The 23,216-nt window shown below is 54.0% G+C and carries 18 protein-coding genes, 1 tRNA gene and 2 pseudogenes; 15 read left to right on the top strand and 6 right to left on the bottom strand.

Annotated elements, in window-relative coordinates; translation table 11 throughout:
• The first annotated feature begins 47 nt into the window (after nucleotides 1-47).
• From JCM2850_RS11880 to JCM2850_RS11865, 3 genes are all read left to right on the top strand, one after another.
• Nucleotides 48-1,067, top strand: coding sequence for a zinc-binding alcohol dehydrogenase family protein (locus tag JCM2850_RS11880; RefSeq protein WP_025872073.1), 1,020 nt, complete (start codon nucleotides 48-50; stop codon nucleotides 1,065-1,067).
• Nucleotides 1,068-1,509: 442 nt separating this feature from the next.
• Nucleotides 1,510-1,815 carry a copper chaperone PCu(A)C gene (locus JCM2850_RS18955; RefSeq protein WP_051525397.1) on the top strand — a complete coding sequence of 102 codons (306 nt, stop codon included), beginning with the start codon at nucleotides 1,510-1,512 and terminating at the stop codon, nucleotides 1,813-1,815.
• 54 nt (nucleotides 1,816-1,869) lie between these two features.
• Nucleotides 1,870-2,814 carry a YihY/virulence factor BrkB family protein gene (locus tag JCM2850_RS11865; RefSeq protein ID WP_025872069.1) on the top strand — a complete coding sequence of 315 codons (945 nt, stop codon included), beginning with the start codon at nucleotides 1,870-1,872 and terminating at the stop codon, nucleotides 2,812-2,814.
• Nucleotides 2,815-2,902: 88 nt separating this feature from the next.
• On the opposite strand, the gene JCM2850_RS11860 is transcribed toward JCM2850_RS11865, so the two are convergent.
• Nucleotides 2,903-3,724 carry a class I SAM-dependent methyltransferase gene (locus JCM2850_RS11860; protein ID WP_025872067.1) on the bottom strand — a complete coding sequence of 274 codons (822 nt, stop codon included), beginning with the start codon at nucleotides 3,722-3,724 and terminating at the stop codon, nucleotides 2,903-2,905.
• A 99-nt stretch (nucleotides 3,725-3,823) separates the two neighbouring features.
• Nucleotides 3,824-4,777, bottom strand: coding sequence for a hypothetical protein (locus tag JCM2850_RS11855; protein ID WP_025872066.1), 954 nt, complete (start codon nucleotides 4,775-4,777; stop codon nucleotides 3,824-3,826).
• Between the two features lie 146 nt (nucleotides 4,778-4,923).
• Here JCM2850_RS11855 and JCM2850_RS21455 point away from each other — a divergent pair, with 146 nt between their 5' ends.
• Together JCM2850_RS21455 and JCM2850_RS20565 are read left to right on the top strand one after the other, a co-directional pair.
• Nucleotides 4,924-5,391 carry a hypothetical protein gene (locus JCM2850_RS21455; protein ID WP_025872064.1) on the top strand — a complete coding sequence of 156 codons (468 nt, stop codon included), beginning with the start codon at nucleotides 4,924-4,926 and terminating at the stop codon, nucleotides 5,389-5,391.
• Nucleotides 5,286-5,795: a LytR/AlgR family response regulator transcription factor gene (locus JCM2850_RS20565; protein WP_159105165.1), complete on the top strand. Its 510-nt coding sequence runs from the start codon at nucleotides 5,286-5,288 to the stop codon at nucleotides 5,793-5,795. Before JCM2850_RS21455 ends, JCM2850_RS20565 begins: the two co-directional genes overlap by 106 nt.
• 48 nt (nucleotides 5,796-5,843) lie before the next feature.
• On the opposite strand, the gene JCM2850_RS11840 is transcribed toward JCM2850_RS20565, so the two are convergent.
• The 4 genes from JCM2850_RS11840 to JCM2850_RS11830 all read right to left on the bottom strand — a co-directional run bounded on the left by JCM2850_RS11840 (nucleotide 5,844) and on the right by JCM2850_RS11830 (nucleotide 9,052).
• Nucleotides 5,844-6,584: a hypothetical protein gene (locus JCM2850_RS11840; RefSeq protein ID WP_025872060.1), complete on the bottom strand. Its 741-nt coding sequence runs from the start codon at nucleotides 6,582-6,584 to the stop codon at nucleotides 5,844-5,846.
• Nucleotides 6,585-6,727: 143 nt separating this feature from the next.
• Nucleotides 6,728-6,964 (bottom strand): alkaline phosphatase, encoded by a 237-nt coding sequence (locus JCM2850_RS23490; RefSeq protein ID WP_267879283.1) that lies wholly within the window; start codon nucleotides 6,962-6,964, stop codon nucleotides 6,728-6,730.
• Nucleotides 6,907-8,241 (bottom strand): alkaline phosphatase, encoded by a 1,335-nt coding sequence (locus JCM2850_RS18950; protein WP_267879282.1) that lies wholly within the window; start codon nucleotides 8,239-8,241, stop codon nucleotides 6,907-6,909. The genes JCM2850_RS23490 and JCM2850_RS18950 overlap by 58 nt, the downstream gene beginning before the upstream one ends.
• 40 nt (nucleotides 8,242-8,281) lie before the next feature.
• Nucleotides 8,282-9,052, bottom strand: a complete 771-nt coding sequence (locus JCM2850_RS11830) for a PEP-CTERM sorting domain-containing protein (RefSeq protein WP_025872058.1) — start codon at nucleotides 9,050-9,052, stop codon at nucleotides 8,282-8,284.
• Nucleotides 9,053-9,346: 294 nt separating this feature from the next.
• Between JCM2850_RS11830 and ylqF the strand changes: the two genes are divergently transcribed.
• The 10 genes and pseudogenes from ylqF (at nucleotide 9,347) to JCM2850_RS11780 (ending at nucleotide 22,914) form a co-directional block, all read left to right on the top strand.
• Nucleotides 9,347-10,339 carry a ribosome biogenesis GTPase YlqF gene (ylqF, locus tag JCM2850_RS11825; RefSeq protein WP_025872056.1) on the top strand — a complete coding sequence of 331 codons (993 nt, stop codon included), beginning with the start codon at nucleotides 9,347-9,349 and terminating at the stop codon, nucleotides 10,337-10,339.
• Between the two features lie 200 nt (nucleotides 10,340-10,539).
• Nucleotides 10,540-12,534 carry a UvrD-helicase domain-containing protein gene (locus JCM2850_RS11820; RefSeq protein ID WP_025872054.1) on the top strand — a complete coding sequence of 665 codons (1,995 nt, stop codon included), beginning with the start codon at nucleotides 10,540-10,542 and terminating at the stop codon, nucleotides 12,532-12,534.
• Between the two features lie 265 nt (nucleotides 12,535-12,799).
• Complete coding sequence (locus JCM2850_RS11815; RefSeq protein WP_036266130.1) at nucleotides 12,800-13,426, top strand: PEP-CTERM sorting domain-containing protein; 627 nt, start codon at nucleotides 12,800-12,802, stop codon at nucleotides 13,424-13,426.
• A 208-nt stretch (nucleotides 13,427-13,634) separates the two neighbouring features.
• On the top strand, nucleotides 13,635-14,786 hold the full coding sequence (locus JCM2850_RS11810; protein ID WP_025872051.1) for an MFS transporter: 1,152 nt from the start codon (nucleotides 13,635-13,637) through the stop codon (nucleotides 14,784-14,786).
• A gap of 75 nt (nucleotides 14,787-14,861) precedes the next feature.
• Nucleotides 14,862-17,051 carry an AsmA family protein gene (locus JCM2850_RS11805; protein WP_025872049.1) on the top strand — a complete coding sequence of 730 codons (2,190 nt, stop codon included), beginning with the start codon at nucleotides 14,862-14,864 and terminating at the stop codon, nucleotides 17,049-17,051.
• A 69-nt stretch (nucleotides 17,052-17,120) separates the two neighbouring features.
• Nucleotides 17,121-19,071: pseudogene (locus tag JCM2850_RS24035) on the top strand (ATP-binding cassette domain-containing protein).
• 103 nt (nucleotides 19,072-19,174) lie between these two features.
• The gene (locus JCM2850_RS20560) at nucleotides 19,175-20,410 is read left to right on the top strand and encodes a GGDEF domain-containing protein (RefSeq protein ID WP_148301259.1); all 1,236 of its coding nucleotides are present in this window, start codon (nucleotides 19,175-19,177) and stop codon (nucleotides 20,408-20,410) included.
• Between the two features lie 106 nt (nucleotides 20,411-20,516).
• A pseudogene (gene ahpC / locus JCM2850_RS18935) lies at nucleotides 20,517-21,085 on the top strand (alkyl hydroperoxide reductase subunit C).
• Nucleotides 21,086-21,195: 110 nt separating this feature from the next.
• Nucleotides 21,196-22,752 (top strand): alkyl hydroperoxide reductase subunit F, encoded by a 1,557-nt coding sequence (gene ahpF, locus JCM2850_RS11785; RefSeq protein ID WP_025872045.1) that lies wholly within the window; start codon nucleotides 21,196-21,198, stop codon nucleotides 22,750-22,752.
• An 87-nt stretch (nucleotides 22,753-22,839) separates the two neighbouring features.
• A tRNA-Arg gene (locus JCM2850_RS11780) sits at nucleotides 22,840-22,914 on the top strand.
• Nucleotides 22,915-23,216 lie beyond the last annotated feature (302 nt).

Here is a 23,216-nt window from a genome sequence, read left to right as displayed (position 1 = left end):
AAGAATACGCCTCATCCCACCATAGTCAAGGAAACTATATGAGCACGATGAAAGCCATTGCCCTTACCCGCTACCTGCCTATTGCAGACCCGGAATCCCTAGTGGATGTGACGCTGCCGCAACCCAGTCCAGGCCCGCGTGATCTTCTGGTTAAGGTAGAAGCCATTGCCGTCAACCCTGTAGATACCAAGGTGCGCGCACCCAAAGATAAGGTGGAAAGCCAGCCACGCGTACTAGGCTGGGATGCTGCAGGCACGGTAGTCGCAGTTGGTGCAGAAGTCAGCCTGTTCAAGGTAGGTGATGTGGTGTACTACGCTGGCGATATCACCCGCGCTGGCAGCAATAGTGAGTTTCAGTTGGTGGACGAGCGCATTGTCGGTCACAAGCCTGCCAGCCTCAGTATTGCCGAAGCCGCCGCCCTGCCGCTGACCGCAATTACAGCATGGGAATCGCTGTTTGACCGTCTGCAGGTCAAGACGCCGCCACAAGTTACCAAGCGCCAGAGCATACTCATTATAGGCGGCGCTGGCGGTGTGGGTTCGATTGCCATTCAGCTGGCTGCCAAGGTGGCTGGGCTGGAAGTGATCGCCACCGCCTCCCGCGCCGAATCCCGTGCCTGGTGCCTGGAATTGGGCGCGCACCATGTGATTGATCATCGTGCTGATCTGGTGCAACAGGTGCGTACCCTGGGACGGGAATATGTGGATTACGTGCTGATACTCAACAATACCGACCAGCACATGCCTGCGGCGGTCACTGTGGTTGCCCCACAAGGCGCTGTTTGCAGCATCGTTGAAAATGCAGAATTGCTGGATGTGGCGCCGCTCAAAAACAAAAGCGCACGTTTATGCTGGGAGATGATGTTCACCCGCGCCATGTACCAGACTGAAGACATGATTCAACAGCATTACCTGCTTAATGAAGTGGCCAGGTTGGTAGATCAGGGCATTTTACGCACTACGCTTAATCAGACGCTCAGCCCCATCAATGCCGCCAACCTCAGGCAAGCGCATGCCGCACTGGAGTCAGGCAATACCATAGGCAAAATTGTGCTACAGGGCTTTTAAACCTAGGCATACGTTCAGCCAAGAGGGCTGCCGCACAAGGCAGCCCTTTGCTTTATAAGCTTGCTGGTAAGCCGTAAGCGAGTGCTGCCCGCATTAAGGCATGTCACCATCATAGCCACTGACATCATGCTAATATGAGCCATGCCTATGCCAAACCGCTACCACCCGCTTGCCGACTGGCGCGCCCGGTTATCTCCCTGGCTTTGCCAGCTTGGGCAAGCCGTCTCTTTGCTTGTGCCTGCAAACACTCCCAGGCTGACATTACGCACTCTGCGCTCAGGTAAAATCCATCGCCTTCTGCCAGCTTTTGGACTGCTTCTGCCATTGCTGGCAGTTGCCGTTCCTGCTCAAGCCGAAGTCACCGTTGTAGATCCCTGGGTACGCACCACAGCGCCCGGCCAACAAGTGGCTGCGGGTTATCTGCGCATGATGGCAGATCAGCATGGTTCTGGTTGGCGCCAGCTCAGCCTTTGCCGATAAGGTGGAGCTACACGATGTTCAAGTGGATAACGGCGTCATGAAAATGCGTCAGGTTTCTGAAATGGCGCTGGAACCGAAGCGCGTTGTGGAACTCAAACCCGGCGGCCTGCATCTGATGTTGACTGGCATCAAAGGCCCGGTAAAAGCGGGTGACAATATCCCACTGACCTTGATTTTCGTGGACAAGCACAACCGCCAGGAAAACCTCAACATTATCCTGAACGGACGCACTCCGGCAGCTTATGGCCTGCCGGTACATGGACACTGATGGCAGCGTATTGATGTCGGCAAAATAAAAACCAGCCAGATTGAGGAGTCCATATTGATCAGAAATTTTATCCGTGGCCTGAGCCAGCAATCCCTGCATAGGCTGAAATGCCTGCGTCAGCTATTCCTGCAATCCGTGCTGTCCTGGTTTTCACACAGAGCCACCAGCAAGGGCGCAGCGCTTGCCTTCTACACCATGTTTTCGCTCACCCCCATTCTGGTGCTGGTGATTGCGATTGCGGGCTATTTTCTTGGCGAGCGCGCGGCACACGGTGAAATTGTGGCGCAGATTTCTGATCTGGTTGGCGATAGCGGCGCGCAGGTGATACAGAGCATGCTCGCCAAATCCAGCAATCCCAAATCCGGCATTATTGCCACCCTGATTGCCAGTACGCTGCTGTTCATAGGCGCAACCACGGTATTTGCGGAACTGAAGGCAAGTCTTGATGAGGTCTGGGAAACCAGCAAGCCGCAGGCGCAAGGTGGCAAGCAAGCGGTAAGTGCTTTATTGAAAACCCGCTTGCTCTCCTTCAGCATCATTCTCTCGCTGGCCTTCCTCTTGCTCACCTCATTGCTGGTCAACGCAGGGCTGGCATTGGTTGAGCAGTTTGCTGCCGACTTTGTTGGGCGCTTTATCACCACCATAGGCATATTCAAGCAGGTATCAGCCCTGGTGAGCTTTGGCGTAATTACTTCAATGTTTGCGGTGATCTACAAAATGCTGCCCGACGTGAAATTACCGTGGTCAGATGTGTGGGTAGGCGCAGCGTTCACCGCCATCCTGTTTGGCCTGGGCAAAACCCTGATCGGCATTTATCTGGGCAATAGTGCCGTGGCCTCCAGCTTTGGCGCGGCTGGCTCCTTGATTGCGCTGTTGCTGTGGGTGTACTACTCGGCGCAAATTTTCTTCTTTGGTGCCGAAATCACACGGCAGTATGCCTTGACCTTTGGCAGCTTGCGCGATATCCCCGCAGATCAGATTCCGCGCAAATCCCAATAAATATCTAGGCTGCAGGTGCCTTAAGGATTAAGGTTTCTGCGGCCTAATTTACTGGGCTTAATGAAGTCTTAATTAAATGAAGTCTTAATTAATAGATAAACCGCGAGCGCAAATCTGCCAGATTGAGTGAGCTCAGTATCTGCTCCAGGCGCTCCTGCGCATTGCGCCTGGGGCTGTTCTTGTAGCGCGCGATAATCAATTCATTCTTCATTGAATGTTCCCAGCCCACCAGCTCGGTCACCGTCACCTGATAGCCATGGGCCTCCAGTTGCAAACAGCGCAGCACATTGGTGATCTGGCTGCCAAACTCACGTGTATGCAGCGGATGACGCCAGATTTCCGCCAGAGGTGTCAGGCCAAAAGACTCGCTCTTGTGCTTGCGCAACACCTCGGCCACCTCGGCCTGACAGCACGGCACCAGCACCATGAATTGCGCGCGTTTTTCCAGACCAAAGCGTATGGCATCATCGGTAGCAGTGTTGCATGCATGCAGCGCCGTGACGATATCCACTTGCGCGGGTAATTGTTCGGTGGTGATGGCGTCTTCCACACTGAGGTGTAGAAAATCCATGCGGCCAAACCCCAGCCGCTGCGCCAACGCGCGTGATTTTTCCACCAGCTCGCCACGGGTTTCTATGCCCATGACACGCCCCGTGGCTTGCTGCTTGAGAAAGAGATCGTAAAGAATAAAGCCCAGATAGGATTTGCCAGCGCCATGGTCTACCAGCACCGGGTCGGCCTGCTCTTGCATGACCTCAGTCAGCAAAGGCTCTATAAACTGGTAAAGATGGTAAACCTGCTTGAGTTTGCGTCGGGTGTCCTGATTGAGTTTGCCATCCCGGGTGAGGATATGCAGCTCTTTCAAGAGTTCTATGGATTGTTGCGGCTTGATTTCTGGGATTAGCGTCATACCGCCATTTTAGCATTGCCTGTGCTATTCAAATCCAGGCAATTCCAGTGCTGGCGATTCAAATCCTGGCAGCATCAATGCGATGCTTTAGATCGTGGCTTAAAGCCCAACCGCAGTGTGCTGCAATGTCTGACTAGTGTTGTGCATCACCCGCGCATGCGCGCTGGGCTGCTCACAAAAACTTGCGCGCAGGCGCATGAATTCCTCGTCACTGACATCCTGCTCGGGGTATTCATTGTCATGAAACTCCCAAGGGAAAATACGCCGCACCTGATGCTGATAACCCAGATGCACACTGGAAGGCAGATAAACCAGTTGAATAAAGGGATGCTGCTCGAATTCCTTGCGGATATACACTTCATCATTCACCGCCAACAGCCAGGGCAGACTGCCAGAGCCAGCAAATTGCTCACGGATAATCGCCTCAACCTGATTGATGGCGGTAAACGCCAGTTCGCGTTTATAGAGAAGCTCCTCCTCATCCACATGCAAGCGCTCGCGCGAGCTGGTGTATAAGCTGCGCCACAATTCGGCGGCGGTGGGCGTAATCGCCTGCCATGCCAGCAGAATTTCCAGCGCTACATGCCAATCCCTGCCCTGCTCCCAAGCCTGCATCACCTCCCAGGTTTGTCGCTTGATTGCGCTCTCCTGCGCGGCTTCTGCCGTGGCATTTCTGCTCTGCAAGTCCTTGCGCCCTGCCAGATCATCGATGAGTTGCAAGCCATCAATCAAGTGCGCCAGCATGCGCTCGGCCAGCAAATAGGCCGAAGCCAGCGCCGGATAATATTGACCGCAGACAAAAGCTTGCCTGCACTGGTTAAGACAATGATTATGAAACTCCACCACCGACATGGGCTTGGGGTTGAGCAGCCTCAAATTGGCCAGCTTGGCTTCAAAGCCAAACTCGCCATATTCGGCCTTGAGCATGGCCAGGGTGCGGCCATAACTTTGCTGTTGCAAAGCACGCTCCGCCTCAGGCAATTGTGCAGCAGGAGGCTGCAGGTTCAAGATACGGGTTTCGAATTCAGTGGCGATGACACGATAGCGCTTCATGTTGACTCCAGTGAGCAAACAAACCCCGCTGGCGGAGGTTTCAATTTTTTCACTTTGACTCAAGCTCAAGCACAAGTCAACTATTTTTCGACCAACAGCATTTAGGTTCGATAAAATGCATTTTCACGGTAATCACACCCCATGTCATGAACCCAGACCTCACCAGTTTCTGGCAACAATGCAGCCTGCTATTGGCACGCTACAACCGCACCGAGTTCATAGACCACCTGCTGGCCATGCTGGGGCGCATGCACCGTGCTGACCGCGCCTGGCTCATTGTCTATAGCGCCGATGGCACCCATTTCTGGAATGCCCACGAATGGGTGCGTAGCGGCGTACAAGCCTACCTAGATGCGCTGCAAGGCACTCCGGTGTCATTGATAGACTGGCTGCATCAGCAATTGCTTAAACGCCAGATTGTTTATATCGCCAACCCTGAGCTTTTGCCGCGCCAGGCACGTGGCTCAAGGCCGAGTTCCTGCGTCAGGGCAATAAGAGCATTTTGTGTGTGCCGATTTTTCATGGCGAGCGCCTGCTGGGGCTGTTTGGCTATGACACTGTCAGGCAACATGAAAGCTGGACTGAGGCCGAGCAGGATTTGCTGCGCGAAGTAGGCACGCTACTAGGCGAACTGGCGCAACAAGGGCAGCACCCACAAACCGCCCTGCAGGCCAACCAGCATCATGGTGATTTCATTTATGTGCGTATGAAGTACGGCCTGGCGGCAGTGAGTATGGATGATGTATTAATGCTGGAAGCGCAACGCGATTATTGCCACATTCACTACCGCGATGGCAGTAGCTCCATGGAGTTACGCAGCCTCAAGAGTTGGGCGCAGCAACTGCCGCCAGAGCGTTTTGTGCAAATTGCGCGCGGCATTATCGTCAATACTGGCCGCATCCAGCGCCTGGATAGATCTGCGGCCCAGGGCTGGCTGTTGACACTGGATGGCGTGGCGCAGCCGCTGAAGATAGGTAGACAATACCGCCACCAGTTGCGCCACCTGCTGGGTTTCTAAAGCTCGCCGTTTATACGGCAGGCAATTGCCCCAGATGACTGCCAATGATTAATGCACATGACTATTGTCACCTGCATGCTCGGCCTCATGGTGATGCACATGCACGCCGGGCGCGCCCTTGGCCTGTGACAGCCAAGCGGTGGCTATCGGATCATGTTCCATATCGCCGATATCGGTGAAATCCACGTGTTGATAAGCCTCTAGCATGGCTTCCGTCGTCGGCGTAATAGGCAGTTTGCCTTGATAGCGCTGTTTCAGTTGCACCGTCACCGTGTGCTTGGGGTATTGGTATTGCAGCTTGAGCGGTACTGCCAGCTCAGGAATCCAGGTTACTTCGGTCTTGATATTACCTATCTTGCCTTTGTAGATTTCAGTCGCCATGCCCTGATAAGCACGGCCTGCTTTCTTTTGCATACCATCCAGCTCTTCACGGCTGACCAGTTGCGATAAACCATGCCACTTACTCTCGCTGGCGTTGATGCCCAGCAGGCGCAAATCCACAGGCGCGTAGTCTATGGCACGCTGCAGGCCGTGCATGAGGTAGACATACTCCAGGCTGCCATCAGCTTGTAGACGCCAGAGATCGCTATGGTCGTCGTTGAGATCGCGCAGCTCCACCTGATTGGCCTCGCGCAGCATGAACCATTCACGCTTGACGGGTTTTTTGCAGGGAGTAGCGCATTGGGTAGTTTCAAATCTGGCTTGCAACTCAGGCAGGCTATCGGCCAGGGCCAGGCCGGGCAACAGGCTCAACAATGCCAGAGCGGCAGATTTCAGGGTGTTCTGCATGGTGCACACTTCCTCACTCTATTTAAATTTTTACTTGCTTACACAACTTCTGCTTGCTCAACAAAAGCTAAAGACGGAACCGCTGGCGCGGCCCCGTCTATCATAGGTTTTACCTAATCAATTGCTGCATCAGGCACACGCGATTAGAAGCCGAAGGCATCCTTCATCACGTGGAAGATATAGCTTTGTTCCTGGATACCTTGGAACAGGTAGGACTTAGGACCACCCGCGAAGATTTCAACTTCTTCAGCCGCGTGAGTCTCGGAGTCCAGCGGTACAGTCACTTCTTGGTGGAAGTCTGGATGGCTGGTATCCACATTGCTCATGTCTTCGATACGACCCGCACGTGCTGGGAAGTTGTAGACATTCTCACCAGGCACGTTAGGTAGTAACCCTTACCGTTGGCGTAGGAGATGGTGGTGTAAGGATTGCCGTCAGTGGCCTTGGTCAGCTTGCCATCCACAGTCACTTTACCCAGGATAGGGTTGCCACGTTGTGGGTAGCCACCAATGGTCATGGTGTGGCTGTGGTCAGCGGTCACGATGATCAGGGTATCATTCAGGTCAACCTTGGACAGTGCTTCCTTCACAGCGTCAGACAAAGCAATTGTGTCAGTCAGCGCGCGGTAGGCATTGTTGGCATGGTGGCCGTGGTCGATACGACCCGCTTCCACCATCAGGAAGAAGCCCTTGGGGTTCTTCTTGAGAATATCAACGGCCTTGCCTGTCATTTGTGCCAGGGATGGTTCCTTGCCAGTATCGCCAGCACGGTCATGCTCGTACTGCATGTGCGAACGCTCGAACAAGCCCAGCAGACGGTTGGTGTTGGCTGGATTGATGGCGTCAAACTGTGCTTGATTCCAGACAAACTTGCCACCGAACTTGCTGACGTATTCCTGGGTCAGGTTACGGCCATCACGGCGGTCACCTTTGCGGCCTGCATTTTCAGGATCATCCACAGTGTTAGGCAGGAAGCGGCTACGGCCACCACCCAGCACCACTTCGATACCATCACCAATACCGCCTGCACCGAAGTTGTCTATCAGTTGCGAAGCGATATCCTTAACCTCGGAGCCAGCAGGCACGTTGTTGTCAGACTCCCAGTCACGCGCGGAAGTGTGAGCATAAGTTGCGGCTGGAGTAGCGTGAGTGATACGCGCTGTGGAAACCACACCAGTGGAGCGGCCGTTTTGCTCGGCCAGTTCCAGGATAGTAGCCAGCTTGGCAGCTTGTACCTTGCTGTTATCACGGTCACCGTTGGCAACGCGGGAATCAACAGAAATCACACCGTCGTTGGTCTTCACACCGGTCACCATGGCAGTCATGGTGGGTGCAGAGTCAGAAGTCTGCTGGTTGGAAGAGTAAGTCTTGGACAAAGCCAGGTAAGGCAGGGTCTCGAAGCCCAGCTTGTTACGCTCACCATCCTGGCCCTTGAGTTGACCTTCAAGAATACGCGCAGCGGTAACAGTGGATACGCCCATACCGTCACCCACGAACAGAATCACGTTCTTGGCCTTGCGGGTATTGGGGTAAAGCTTCTTGGCAGCAGCCAGTGCATCCTGGCCATCCTTGAGCCAGAAAGCGGCATCTTCAGCGGCAGCCTGGCCAGCCAGTGCCATCATGACGGCAACAGCGGAAACCTTGAGTGTGATTTTCATTTTATGCAACTCCCAGAGTGATTAAACAGATTTAGTTTTATTAAACAGATTGGCGGCGACGCAAGGCCAGACCCAGCACACCCAGACCAGCCAGCAGCATGGCGTAGGTATCGGCTTCAGGCACGGCAGTCACGTTGAGGCTGACGTTATCAAGACCCAATTGCAGTGCGCCCTGGTTGCTGACAGCAGCAAAACGCAGGGTGTAATCACCACCTGCAGCCAGCACAGTGCTCAAATCGAAGCTGTATTCAACATAGCGGTTAACGTTGTCGTTGCCATCAAAGCGACGGCCATTGGCACCACCGAGGTAATAAGTGCCGACTACATCACTCGCCAGTACAGAGAATGGATCAGCACCTGCCTTGAGGATATCGACGCGTACGTGTTGGTTGGCGGCATAGCTACCGCCAGTAGTGGCGTCGAGGCCAGCCTGGTTGATATACACAATACCGTTGTCGCTTTGATCGTTCACAAACATATCAAAAGACAGCACAGCCGATGTCAGGGCAGTGACAGAGAAGTTCTGGTACAGCACTTGGCTGCTGGCAAAAGCAGAATCGAGCAGGCCGTAGTAGTTGCCACTCGCAGCGCCTACAGTTTTGTAACCGCTGATGGAAGATTGATTACCTTCAGCAGCCAGTACAGAACCAAAAATGTTCTGCTCAGCGACTTGCCAACCTTGTGGGTTGTAGCTTTCGCTGGCATCAGCTTCAAAGCCGCCATTAACAATAACTTGTTGCGCGAAAGCAGGTGCAGCAAACATTACGGTGCTGGCCAAAGCCAGGGCAATGCCGGATTTCTTGGACATCATGGTACTTCCCCTTGAACAGTGATAAACGATAACGGGGGCCATACTAGGAAGCGCTTGTGTTAACGATATGGAGCCATCTAGTCCATTCGGACTATGCCGCTGCCTTGGCAAGCGTCAGAAAATGCAACATAGCTGCAAAATAAAGCCGGGATGGCGAGCGGATGTTAAAATGACAGTGCAAACCGCAGGAAACCCGCTGGCACACTGAAAAAACTCATCGCTGGCATCAAATCATTCTCCTGGCGCTTGCCTGTAATTCCTCAACGCATGACTTTCAAAGAGTATCTCTAGATTATGGCAATTCAATGGTTCCCCGGTCACATGACTTCCGCACGCAAGAAAGCGGAAGAAACTCTGGAGTACAGCGATGTGGTGATCGAGGTGCTGGATGCACGCGTGCCGGAAGCCAGCCATAACCCCATGATTGATGGCCTGCGCCGCCATAGACAGCGGCCCAATCTGAAGATACTTAACAAGGCCGACCTGGCTGACCCTGCCGTGACCCAGGATTGGCTCAACTATTTCAATCGTCAGGATGGCGTCAAAGCCGTAGCCTTGTCCTGTAAAAAGCCCGGTGATGCCAGCAAGATTCCTGGTCTGTGTCGTGCACTGGCGCCACACCGCGGCACTCACCTCAAGCCTTTGCGCATGTTGATCATGGGCATACCCAACGTCGGCAAGTCCACCTTGATGAACGCCCTGCTCAACCGTCGTATTGCCAAAGTGGGCGATGAACCTGCGGTGACCAAAAGCCAGCAGCGCTTTGAGCTTAGCCCGCAGATGTCGATAACCGACACCCCAGGCATGATGTGGCCCAAGATCGAATATGAATCTGATGGCTTTATGCTCGCCGCCAGCCACGCCATAGGCCGCAATGCGGTGATTGATGAAGAAGTCGCCGAATTTCTCGCCGGAATTTTGCTGCAACGTTACCCTGCCCTGCTTAACGCACGTTACAAAACCGATGTCAGCAATATGGATGCCGTGGATTTGCTGGAAGCCGTGGGCAAGCGTAGAGGTTATCTGCTCAAGGGTGGGGAGCTGGATATGGAAAAGACCGCCATGGCTTTTCTGGTGGATTACCGCTCTGGCACTTTGGGCCGCATCAGCCTGGAAAGCCCAGCATCACGTGCAGAGATGCAGCAGCAGGTAGCCCAGGCACTGGCCGAGCAAGCTGCGGCAGAGGCTGCCGCCATTGAGGCCAAGCAGCAGGCGTTGGCCGCGCATATTGCGCAAGCTCAAGCTGAGTCCGGGCACACCCAGCCAGAAGATGAAGACCAGGCTTAAAGCAAACCAGGTTATCAAACTGAGCATGCATGCCAGCAAACTGATGTGACTATCTGCTGGCATGGGCACTGTTTACTGGCATGGCCTTGGCCTTTCACGCTAAAATCCACACCGTTGTTGTTACAAGCTTGTAGCAGCGCTTTCCTGATCAGGCTTGCCTGAGTAACCCCTGAATACCCCGCGCCTACAGGCAAATCAACATGTTAAGTTCAATGAATCCGCAACAGCGCGAAGCTGTGAAATATCTTGATGGCCCCTTGCTGGTACTGGCGGGTGCCGGTAGTGGCAAGACCCGCGTTATCACGCAGAAAATCGCCTATCTGGTAGAAAAATGCGGCTACTCCCCCAAGGAAATTGCCGCGATTACCTTTACCAACAAAGCCGCCCGCGAAATGCAGGAACGTGTGGGCCACTTGCTGCAAGGCAACAGCGCCAAGGGTCTGACCATTGCCACTTTCCACTCGCTGGGCTTGCAGATGCTGCGTCAGGAGTCAGAGCTGCTGGGCTATAAACCGCAATTCTCTATTCTCGATTCCTCAGACAGCTTCAAGATACTCTCGGATATTCTCGCCACCACCGATAAGCAATTGCTGCGCAAGACGCAATGGCAGATATCCAGCTGGAAAAACGACTTTATCAACCCGGATCAGGCAGCCGCCACGGCGGATGAAGAACTCACTCATGCCGCCGCCAAGTGCTACCAGATTTACCAGCAGACGCTGAAAGCCTATCAGGCCGTGGATTTTGACGACTTGATCAAGCTGCCGGTAGAGCTTTTCGATCAGCACCCGGAAGCGCTGCGTAAATGGCAGCATAAACTCAAATACTTACTGATTGATGAATACCAAGACACCAATGCCTGCCAGTACAAACTGGTGAAAATGCTCACCGGGGTTGAAGGCCGCTTCACTGCCGTGGGCGATGACGATCAGGCTATCTATGGCTGGCGCGGTGCCGATGTGGAAAACCTGCGCCAACTGACGCAGGATTTCAGCCGCCTCAAGGTGATCAAGCTGGAACAGAACTACCGCTCTACCGTGCGTATTTTGCGCGCAGCCAACCAGGTGATTGCCAATAACCCAAAGTTATTTGAGAAAAAACTCTGGAGCGAACTGGGCACTGGTGATTTGATTCAGGTGAGTGCCGCCAAGGATGAAGACCACGAAGCCGAATCTGTGGTGATGAAACTGCTGGCGCACAAATTTGAGCACCGCACGCAATTCCTCGATTACGCCATTCTTTATCGCGGCAATCACCAGGCGCGTATTTTTGAGCAACACCTGCGCCAGCAGAAAATCCCTTACACCATCTCTGGCGGCCAGTCTTTCTTCGACAAGGCCGAGATCAAGGATTTGGTGAGTTATTTACGGCTAGTCGCCAATGAAGATGACGACCCTGCTTTCATCCGCGCGGCCACTACGCCCAAGAAAGGCATAGGCAACACCACGCTGGAACGCCTGGGAGAATATGCCAGTGTTCACAAGATGTCACTGTTTGAGGCCGCTTACGAAGGTGATTTCCAGCGTGATATGGCTAACCGCCAACTGGAGGATTTGCTCACCTTCTGCCAGTTCATCAGCCGCATACAGGAGCGTGCCGAGAAAGACCCGGCGGGCGAAGTACTCAATGACATGCTGACCGCGATCAATTACGAGGCTTTCCTTTACGACAGTGAAGAACAGCGCAGCGCTGAGAACAAGTGGAAAAGCGTGCTGGATTTTGTGGCCTGGCTCACACGCAAAGGTGATGAAGATGAGAAAAACCTGCTGCAACTGACCCAGATGATCTCGCTGATGTCCATGCTGGAAGGCCGCGAGGATAGTGAGCCGGACGCAGTCAAACTCTCCACCTTGCACGCCTCCAAGGGTCTGGAATACGGCCATGTGTTCCTCATCGGTTGCGAGGAAGGCATTCTGCCGCACCGCGAAAGTGTGGACGAAGGCAAGATAGAGGAAGAACGCCGCCTGATGTATGTTGGCATTACCCGAGCGCAGAAATCCCTGCATATTTCCTGGTGCCGCAAGCGCAAGCGCGCGGGTGAGAATGAATCCTGCGAGCCCAGCCGCTTTATCTCTGAATTGCCTGCCGACGACGTCAAGCACTTTGGCGGCCCACAGGCCGACCCTGCCACCAGCAAGGAAGAAGGCCGCCAGCGCATGGCACAGATACGTGCCATGCTCAGCGGACAAAACTGAGGGGACAAGACTGAGCGGTAAATGCTGAGTAGTCAGGCGCACACAACCTAAGCTTTTCCTATTGATCCCCCAGGTTGCGCTGGCTTGGTAGATGACTGTTGCATAGCCATCAGCCTGCTGGTTTTAAGGTTATACCTATAGTCTTAATAGACTATTGAAACTATGGCGGCTTGGGGCAGAATAGCCATCATTCTGTAAGTCAGCTGTCCAGGGTATGCGGCCAGCGTCCAATAACAAAAGCAAGCTCATTTACTCGGGGATCACCATGAAACTGCATCTGATTGCCGCTGCTGTAGGCCTGGCACTGGCCGCCAACGCACACGCTACCGACCTGAGCGGCAGCCTCACCGCTGATAATCAATTCAGCCTCTACATCAGCACCAGCAACGACACACTGGGCGAACATATTGTCTCAGGCAACAACTGGGGTAGCGCGCCTAGTTTCTCTGGCTTCAATCTGGTGGCTGGACAAAATTACTTCCTGCATGTGGTCACCTATAATTGGGACTATGAGTCCGATGGTTTCTACATTGCTTCTGGCTTCCTGGGCAACTTTGCACTTAATGGCAGCAATTTCAGTTTTGCCAACGGCAGCCAAACCCTGTTAACCAACACCGCAGACTGGAAAGTAGCCGTAGGCTCAGACCTCAGCACCTGGGTAACGCCAACTGAAACGCCAATTTCATTTGGCCAAAATGGCGTGCAACCCTGGGGCTACCATGCGGCTATCGATGATGAAGCGCAATGGATATGGCAAAGCTCCAACAGCACTAAATATGCATTGTTCTCAACCGCCATCCTGGCAGCAGTACCAGAACCCAGCAGCTATGCCTTGTTGCTGGCTGGCATTGGCGTTCTGGGTGCAGCAGCCCGCAGGTCACGCAAGGCCTAATAGCCACCTATTTGCATCATTAAGCTCGTTTCAAAAAGCCACTCGCTCAAGCTGGTGGCTTTTGTATTTTTAGTTCCCTAACCATCTTGCTGGCTGTGTTAAAGTAATTGTCAGAAACAGGCCTTATCCTTTCGTGCGCCCCGCTCATTCGGAAGCACAAGCATCCTGTCATATCTCTTTATTTTCAAGCATTAAGAAGTGAGCCATCATGGGTAGTTGGATGATCGCACTGGCCGCCGGTGCATTTTGTATAGGCATGACTGAGTTTTTGCCCATGGGCTTGCTGCCCGATATTTCACATGACCTCGGGGTTTCCATTCCGGCCACGGGCAATCTGGTCACGGTCTATGCACTGGGCGTAGTGGTTGGCGGCCCGCTGCTGGTAGCCCTGACCATTAACCGCAGGCGCAAGGCCACGCTGCTGGCGCTGATGGCGATTTTCACGCTGGGTAATATGCTGTGCGCACTGGCACCCAATTACACCACGCTGGCGCTGGCCCGTATCTTCACTGCGCTCAGCCATGGCTCTTTCTTTGGCATAGGCGCTGTGGTGGCCCTTTATCTGGCCCCGCCGGGGCAAAGTAGCCGCGCTCTGGCGCTGATGTTCACCGGGCTGACCCTGGCCAATGTACTTGGGGTGCCGCTGGGCACCTTGCTAGGTCAGCAAACCAGCTGGCGTGTGCCGTTCTGGACCGTGGCGGTCTGCGGTGGCTTGGCCATGCTGGCCATCTGGCGTTTTATCCCTGATTTGAGCGCCATGCCCAAGCCGGATTTACGTAAAGAGCTGCGTGCTGTGGTACAGCCTAATGTCTTGTTGGCCATGGCGATTACCGCCATAGGCTTTGCCGGGGTATTCACTATCTTCACCTATATCACGCCTATCCTTGAGGATATGTCTGGCCTGGTGCCGCACGAGGTCAGCATTATGCTGATTGCCTTGGGCATTGCCGCCACCATAGGCCTCAACATAGGCGGAAAACTCGCCGACTGGAAACTATTGCCCACAATCACCCTCTCACTAGCAGGCATGGCCTTGTTGGGCATTATTTTCGCCTGGTCCATGCAGTTTATGTGGGCGGCGATTGCAACAGCGTTTATCTGGAGCCTGATCAGTTTTGCGGTGGGCCCAGGCTTGCAGACCAATGCCATGGCCCAGGCGGGCGACTCTCCACTGATGGCCTCTACCGCCAACCAAAGCGCCTTTAATCTAGGTAATGCTGGCGGGGCTTTTCTGGGTGGCCTGGTGATTCATCTTGAGCTGGGCCTGCCCGCTGTAGCACTGGCCAGCGCCGCTGTGGCTGTGTGCGGTGCCCTGTTGACGGTTTATAGCATGCGACATTACGGAAAAACCCAACTCTGACCGCGCGTTCATGGTGACCGCGCTTTCAGGGTTGCCATAACAAGAAAGCCAAAAACAAGAAAGCAAAGGTGAGACATGGCGAAGGCGGTAGTAAACAAGCTGGGTAGAGGCTTGCTCAAATTGGGCAAGCTGTTGTTCTGGTTATTGCTGGTGTTGGTGATTGCCGCAGTTATCGCTGAAATTCTCGGTTGGCCATTCTTACGCCAACCTGCGCAAGACTTGCTCAGCGACAAGCTAGAGCGTGAAGTCAGGCTGGAGCAGCCCTTCCAGCTGCATCTCTGGGCTGGCGTGCAGCTAGACCTTGGCCATCTGTATATTGCCGCCCCCGCCACTTTCAAAGTGCCGCATTTGGTGGATGCCCACAACATTAGCCTTAAGCTGCGTTACAGCGACATTTGGCACTTTGTGCAGCAAGGCAATTTGCGCATACGCGAGATCAGGGTAGACCAGATTGACGCCAGGTTGATACGCCATGCCGACGGCAGCGCCAGCTGGGAATTTCCGAAAAAAGACGATACGCCCCCCAGCCCCTTCCCGGTGATTGAAACCCTGATTGTTCAACAAGGTAGCGCTAAAGTCAGCGATGCCATCAGCAGCGCCAATCTTGATGTGAAATTCAAGACCGACGAAGGCAGCCTGCAGGAGAAAATGCGTTCGGAAGTCAGCGTCAACGGTCAATTCCAGCACAGACCGCTCAAGGCTTATATGGAAACTGCAGGCTTTCTGCCTGTGGCCACCCAGGATGCCGATGCGCCACCTATCAAGTCCAAGGGCTGGCTGGAGTATGCCAAGCTCAGGGTCGATTTTGAGGGTCAGGTTTCTGACCTGTTTGGCCGCCAGGATGTGGCGGGCAAGGCCGTGGTGACTGGCAGCTCGCTTTCGGTATTAGGTGAGTTGGTCGGCAGCGTGCTACCCACTACCGACCCATTCAGGCTGAGCGCCACCTTAAATAAACACAGTGATATCTGGGAAGTGGATGTGGATTCCGCCAAGATAGGTCGCAGCCAGCTCAGCGCAGCATTTAAATATGACCCGCGTAAACAGGCAGGAGCTGTGCCGCTGCTGACAGGTCATCTGCATGGCAGCCGTTTTTACCTCGCCGATCTGGCCCCGGCATTTGGCACGCGTGAGCCAGATGGCACAGAGGCAAAGCCTGCGACTGGCCGCGCCATTCCAGACAGGCCTCTGGACCTGCCCTCACTTAACCGCATGGATGCCGAAATCGCCATCAAGCTGGATTACATGGAGCTGGGTAATGCCTTTGCCCTGCCTATCTCGCCATTCAAGGCCAGGTTAAGTCTAGACCACGGCAAATTCAATGTCAGTGATATTCTGGCCCACACTGCCGATGGCACCCTGACTGGCAGCTTTGGGGTGGATGCCAGTGAGCCTGCTGTCAATGCAGCCAATCCAGCATTAGCCAGCGATGCCAAGCGGCAATATCCCCCACAATGGCAGATCAAGCTGGGCTGGAAAGATATTGTGCTGGAGAAATGGCTACAGGTTTCCAAGGCACGGCAGGAAGCTGCCAAGCAACAAGGCAAGCCCTTACCGCCGCCCTACCTCAGCGGCACCCTCAATGGCCGCACCAACTTCAGCGGCAAGGGCAGCAGCACGGCTGAATTGTTGGGCTCACTTAATGGCAGCAGCACTATCTTTATTGAAAAGGGTGAAGTCTCACGCCTGGTGATGGAGTTGATGGGCCTGGATATTGCCCAGAGCGTGCGTGCCTGGCTGGGCAATGACCAATCGCAACGCCTGGATTGCGCGGTGATGGACCTCAAGGCCAGCAATGGTGTCATTACGCCGCAAGTGGCCTTGCTAGATACTCCAGTCACGCTGGTGCTGATTGATGGCAGCATAGATTTGGGCCAGGAACAGCTGGACTTGCTGCTGGCTGCCAAGCCCAAAAACTTCTCACCGCTAACCGTGCGCTCACCGATCAAGGTACAGGGCAGCTTCGTCAACCCCAAGGTTAGACCAGAGGCTGTGCCGATTGCCGCACGCTTGCTGGGCAGTGTGGCGCTGGCGTTTGTTAATCCGCTGGCGGCCATCCTGCCTTATCTCGATACCGGCTCAAGCAGTCATGCTTATTCTTGCGGCCATGCGCTTGATGCTCATGCGGTGAATAAGGGGGTTGGCAAGGCTGGCACTGGCAATGCTAACGTGGATAAATCCCGTGCGGATAAATCTAGTACTGAGAAAGCTAGCCCTGAGAAAGCCAGCGCCAATTCCGCAGCACCTGCGCCGATTCCCGGGCATTGATTGGCAGCTGACCATGTTTCTTCATGCCGCGCAGGGTCAGCCAGCTGGCCTTGCCTGTTACAATAGCGCATGCCTTATATCACACTAGAACAAGCCAGTCTGGCTTACGGACACCACCCCCTACTCGACCATGCCAGCTTTCAACTAGACCCCGGGGAACGTGTTGGCCTGATAGGCCGCAATGGTGCGGGCAAATCCAGCCTGCTCAAGGTCATTGCTGGCGAAAGCAAGCTTGATGATGGCGTGCTCTGGAGCGCGCCCAAAGCCCGTATTGTCTACGTGCCGCAAGAGCCTGCACTGGACCCCGAACATACTATTTTCGAGGCCGTGGCCGAAGGCCTGGGTGGCCTGCGCCAGACCTTGATTGATTACCACTATGTATCACAGCAGATGGCTGAGCCAGAGGCAGATATCGATGCCTTGATGGAGCGCTTGCAAGCGCTGCAACATGATCTGGAAGTGCAGCAGGCTGGCAATCTCAGGCCAGGGTGGAAGCGACATTGAGCCGCCTTAATCTGGATGCCGAAGCCAAGGTAGCCACCCTCTCCGGTGGCTGGCGCAAGCGCGTGGCGCTGGCGCGTGCGCTGGTGGCAGAGCCTGAAGTGCTGCTGCTGGACGAGCCTACCAACCATCTGGATTTTGCTGCGATTGAATGGCTGGAAAACCTGTTGCTGGATTTTCAAGGCAGCGTGCTGTTCATTACCCATGACCGACGTTTTCTGGACCGCCTGGCGACGCGCATAGTTGAGCTTGATCGCGGCCAGCTTACGGAATTCCAGGGCAACTTCAGCCAGTACCAGATCAAGAAGGAAGAACTGCTGGAAATAGAAGCCACCCATGCCGCCAAATTTGATAAGGTGCTGGCGCAGGAAGAAGCCTGGATACGTCAGGGCATCAAGGCCAGGCGTACCCGCAACGAAGGCCGGGTACGCAGGCTGGAATCGCTGCGCCTGATGCGTGCAGCCAGGCGTGAGCACCAGGGCAATGTCAAACTGACACTGGATAGCGGCGAGCGCTCAGGCAAACTGGTTGCCGTGCTGGAGCACGTTAACCTGGCCTTTGATGGCAAGCCTTTGATCAAGGATTTCAGCACCCGCATCATGCGCGGCGACCGTATTGGTCTGCTGGGCCCTAATGGTGCGGGTAAATCCACCCTGCTCAAGCTGATACTCGGTGAACTGCAAGCCGATAGCGGCAGCATACAGCGTGGCACCAGCTCAATGTGGCCTACTTTGACCAGATGCGCGAGCAACTCGATGAAGAGGCTACGCTGGCCGACACCATCAGCCCTGGTTCAGAGTTTGTGCAGATTGGTAATGAGCGCAAGCATGTCATCAGTTATCTGGAAGATTTTCTCTTTCCGCCGCAGCGTTCACGCTCCCCGGTGAAATCGCTCTCGGGTGGAGAACGCAACCGCCTGCTGCTGGCGCGCTTGTTTGCGCGCCCCAGCAATGTGCTGGTGCTGGATGAACCCACCAACGATCTCGATATCGATACGCTGGAACTGCTGGAAAGCCTGTTACAGGATTTTGATGGCACTTTGTTCCTGGTGAGCCATGACCGCGCTTTCCTGGAAAACACAGTGACGCAGGTAATTGCGTTTGAAGGCCTAGGTGTATTGAGCGAGTTTGGCGGCGGCTATGACGATTGGTATCGCTTTACGCAAGCGCAAGCCGCGGCCAAGCCCAGCGAAAAAACCACGGCCAAGACAGCAGAAAAGGCTAACTCAGGCAGTCATAGCTCAGGCACTAATAGCCCAGCCCCCACTGCTCAGCCGCCCAGCCAGAAAAAACCTGCAGGTAAACTCAGCTTCAAGGAAAGCCATGAACTGGCCAGCCTGCCCGCCAAGATAGAGACGCTGGAAGCCGAACAGAGCAGCATTAACCTGGCCCTGGCAGATGCCAATATCTACAGGGATCAGCCCGATCAAGCCCGTGCCTTGCAGCAGCGCCTCAGCAGCATTGTTGATGAAACCGAAGCCGCCATGTTGCGCTGGGAAGAGCTTGAAAGCCGGAATTAGCGTAGAGTATTAGCTGCGATACCAATAGGTATCTTTGAACTCCAATAGGAACTCCAAATAGCCAACAAAATGCCGCTCACCCGGCATCATCAGGAGGGAAAGCTTGGATTCGTTGTGGAACTCGTACACAGCCAATATCGGCTATGCCATTAGCCAGCTTTGTATCGCCATGATTATGGGGGGGCTGTATTTCCTTGCCCCCACAGAACGCAGCACGCGCTACTGGGCTCTCTCCGGGCTATTGAGCATTTTTGGCTCCACGCTGAGTGCTTTCAGCATCTCCCGCTTTGGCTATTTGCCGCTGATTATAGGCTCTACGCTGATGATCGCGGCAATGACCGCCAAATGGTGGGGAACCCAGGCTTTCTTCGGCAAAAAACCCGCCTATGTTGGCTGGTATTTCATTCTGTTTTTTTTTATCGCCTTCAGTTTGATGCTGTTGCTGGAAGCAGGCCCTTCCGCACGCACCGTATTCTTCTCCCTGCCGCTGGCGATTTTGATGTTCCTCAACGTGGTTGAGGTGTTGATTGCGCGCAAATTCAACCTCTCCTTTGCTACCAGCCTGGTGGTGATTGCCTATACGCTGGCCGCGGCTGACTTTATAGGCCGTAGCGTGCTGGCGGTGGAAGGTACGGTAGACCTCAGCCCACAAAGCCATGACCCCATCAATGTGTTTGGCCTCTACTTTATTCCGATGTGGTGCAACCTGCTGGGCTCGCTAGGCCTGTTGCTGATGTATTTTGAATCCATCATTCATGAGAAAGAGCACCTTGCCACTCATGATGAATTGACCAAGGTGTTTAACCGCCGCGCATTGGTCAGCCTGGGGCGGCGTGAAGTGGAGCTTGCCCATCGATACAAGCGCCCTATCAGCATTTTCATGATTGATATTGATCACTTCAAACAAGTGAACGATACCTTTGGCCATGATGCGGGCGATAAAGTGTTGCGCAAAATTGCTCAAACCCTGGACGGCACATCGCGCAATACCGATATGCTGGGGCGTTATGGCGGCGAGGAATTCTGCATTATCTGCCCGCAAACCACCAATGAAGAAGCCATGAAACTGGCAGACCGCTTGCTAGAAGCCACGCGCGCTCTGCGGCACCGCGCCTGCGATAATCGCCAGATTACCTGTTGTTTGGGCTTATACAGCTGGAACCCGGAACGCGACCTGCCTGCTAACTGGGAGACCATGCTGCACCGCGCCGATACCGCCCTCTATGCCGCCAAGGAAGCGGGCCGCAATCGCATGATGCAATATCATGTGGAAGCAGATAGTGTTCATGACACACCCAGTATCACCCTACCATTTGATAAAAAAAATATATCAACATAATTAAATCAATTGATTTTTATTATTTGAGTCCAAGGTCTACACTCCAATCTCACTTTTGAGTTTCAAGTTTGAAACACAAGTTTTGATTTAACCACTGGAGACTGTCATGACCACATCTTTGATCAATACCGAAATCAAGCCTTTCAAGGCCAATGCCTTCCGCAATGGTGAATTTGTCACCGTGACCGATGCCGACCTCAAGGGCAAATGGTCTGCTGTGGTGTTCTACCCTGCGGACTTCACCTTTGTCTGCCCAACAGAATTGGGTGACATTGCCGATAGCTACGATGAATTGCAAAAGCTGGGCGTTGAAATCTACTCTGTTTCCACCGACACCCATTTCACGCACAAGGCCTGGCACGATGCCTCGGACACCATCCGCAAGATCAAGTACTTCATGATTGGTGACCCGACAGGCGTAGTAACCCGCAACTTCGGCGTGATGCGTGAAGACCAGGGCCTGGCTGATCGCGGCACTTTCATCATAGACCCCAATGGCGTGATTCAAGCGTGGAAATCACCGCAGAAGGCATAGGCCGCGACGCTGCTGACCTGGTGCGCAAGGTCAAGGCTGCACAATACGTGGCCAGCCACCCAGGCGAAGTGTGCCCAGCCAAGTGGAAAGAAGGCGAAGCCACCCTTGCGCCATCGCTTGATCTCGTAGGCAAAATTTAAAGCGAGAATTTAAAACCAAGAGTTTAAAGCTTTAAAGCAACAACCCGGGCAGTCCACTCCCTGCCCGGGTGTTTTACCCCGCTTATAGAACACAGAATTGAGAGCACATCATGTTGGATGCAAACATCAAGAACCAATTGAAGGCCTATCTGGAAAAAGTCACCAGGCCTATCGACATCATCGCCTCCGTCGATGGCGGAGAGAAGTCACGTGAAATGCTATCCCTGCTGCAGGATATCCAAAGCCTGTCTGGCCACATCAACTTGAGCCAACGTGATGATGACAATGAACGCAAGCCTTCATTCAGCCTCAACACCCCAGGCAGTGATATCGGCATACGCTTTGCCGGCATCCCCATGGGCCATGAATTTACCTCACTGGTACTGGCCTTGTTGCAGGTGGGTGGACATCCGCCCAAGGCTGAAGCTGAAGTGCTGGAACAGATACGCCATATTGAAGGCAGCTTCCATTTCGAGACCTATATCTCGCTGAGCTGCCACAACTGTCCAGAAGTGGTACAGGCACTGAACCTGATGGCGGCGCTTAATCCCAACATCCGCCACACCATGATAGATGGTGCCTTGTTCCAGCGTGAGGTTGAGGAGCGCCACATCATGGCCGTGCCTACCATCTTCTTGAACGGTGAGGAGTTCGGCCATGGCCGCATGAGCGTGCAGGAAATCCTCAACAAGATAGACACTGGCGCGATTGCCCGTGAGGCCGAAAAACTCTCGAGCAAGGCCCCTTATGAAGTGCTGATTGTAGGCGGTGGCCCTGCAGGTGCAGCCGCAGCCATCTACAGCGCACGCAAAGGCATACGCACAGGCATAGTGGCTGAGCGTTTTGGTGGCCAGGTGATGGACACCATGGCGATAGAAAACTTTATTTCAGTGCAGGAAACCGATGGCCCCAAATTGGCCGCCTCGCTGGAAGAACACGTCAAGAGCTATGACGTGGACATCATGAACCTGCAGCGTGCTGCTGGCCTGAAACCCGCCGAGGCTCACGACGGCTTGATGGAAGTCACCCTGGAAAATGGTGCCGTGCTCAAATCCAAATCGGTGATCATCTCCACTGGCGCACGCTGGCGCGAAATCAACGTCCCCGGCGAGCAAGAATACCGTGGACGTGGCGTGGCCTACTGCCCGCATTGCGATGGCCCCTTGTTCAAAGGCAAGAGTGTGGCTGTGATTGGTGGCGGTAACTCTGGCGTGGAAGCAGCGATAGACCTGGCTGGCATTGTCAAGGACGTGACTTTGCTGGAGTTTAACGGTGAACTGCGTGCTGACGCCGTGTTGCAAAAGAAACTGTTCAGCCTACCCAACGTTAGCGTGATTACTGGTGCGCAAACCACCGAAATCAACGGTGATGGTGAAAAGGTAGATGGCATCAGCTATACCAACCGTCAGACTGGTGAAAACCACCGCTTGCCGCTGGCTGCCGTGTTTATCCAGATTGGCCTGGTGCCCAACACCAGCTGGGTCAAGGATACTGTGGCACTGAGCAAGTTTGGTGAAATTGAAGTGGATGCCAAGGGCCAAACATCGGTACCTGGCGTGTTTGCGGCGGGAGATGTCACCACCGTGCCCTTCAAGCAAATCATCATTGCCATGGGTGAAGGTTCCAAGGCGGCACTGGGTGCCTTTGAACACCTGATACGCGCTTAAGCCATATGCGGTGCTGCTTCCCAAGCCAAAAGCTCAGGGTTAGCAGTACCGCTGGCGTCACTTAAAAGGTAGAATAGCGCCTTGGCTGTCCTCGTGGTGAAACGGATATCACCGGCCCCTCCTAAGGGTCAGTTTCAGGTTCGAGTCCTGACGGGGACACCATATCAAAAACATTCCACAACATCAGAAGTTAATTATTGTTACATTTCAATACATTAACTCAACGCACCACACCCCATCTGCCATAGATTGACATCACAAACACTAATTTGTGACAATGGATTCCCCACATTTTACCCAGGGATCTCCCCACATGGCATCCATTTACCGCACAAAAAATGGTTATCGCGCTCAAGTCGCCATCATGGGGACTCGAGATTCAAAAACTTTACCCACCAAGAGAGAAGCGGAAGCTTGGGCAGCTCAACGTGAAACTCATATACGCACTCAATCTAAAAAGACCC

It is taken from the genome of Methylobacillus glycogenes JCM 2850 (assembly GCF_000617925.1).
GTDB classification, from domain to species: Bacteria; Pseudomonadota; Gammaproteobacteria; order Burkholderiales; family Methylophilaceae; genus Methylobacillus; species Methylobacillus glycogenes.
Note: the sequence above shows the minus strand (reverse complement) of the source record. Positions and strands in the feature narration are given on the sequence as shown.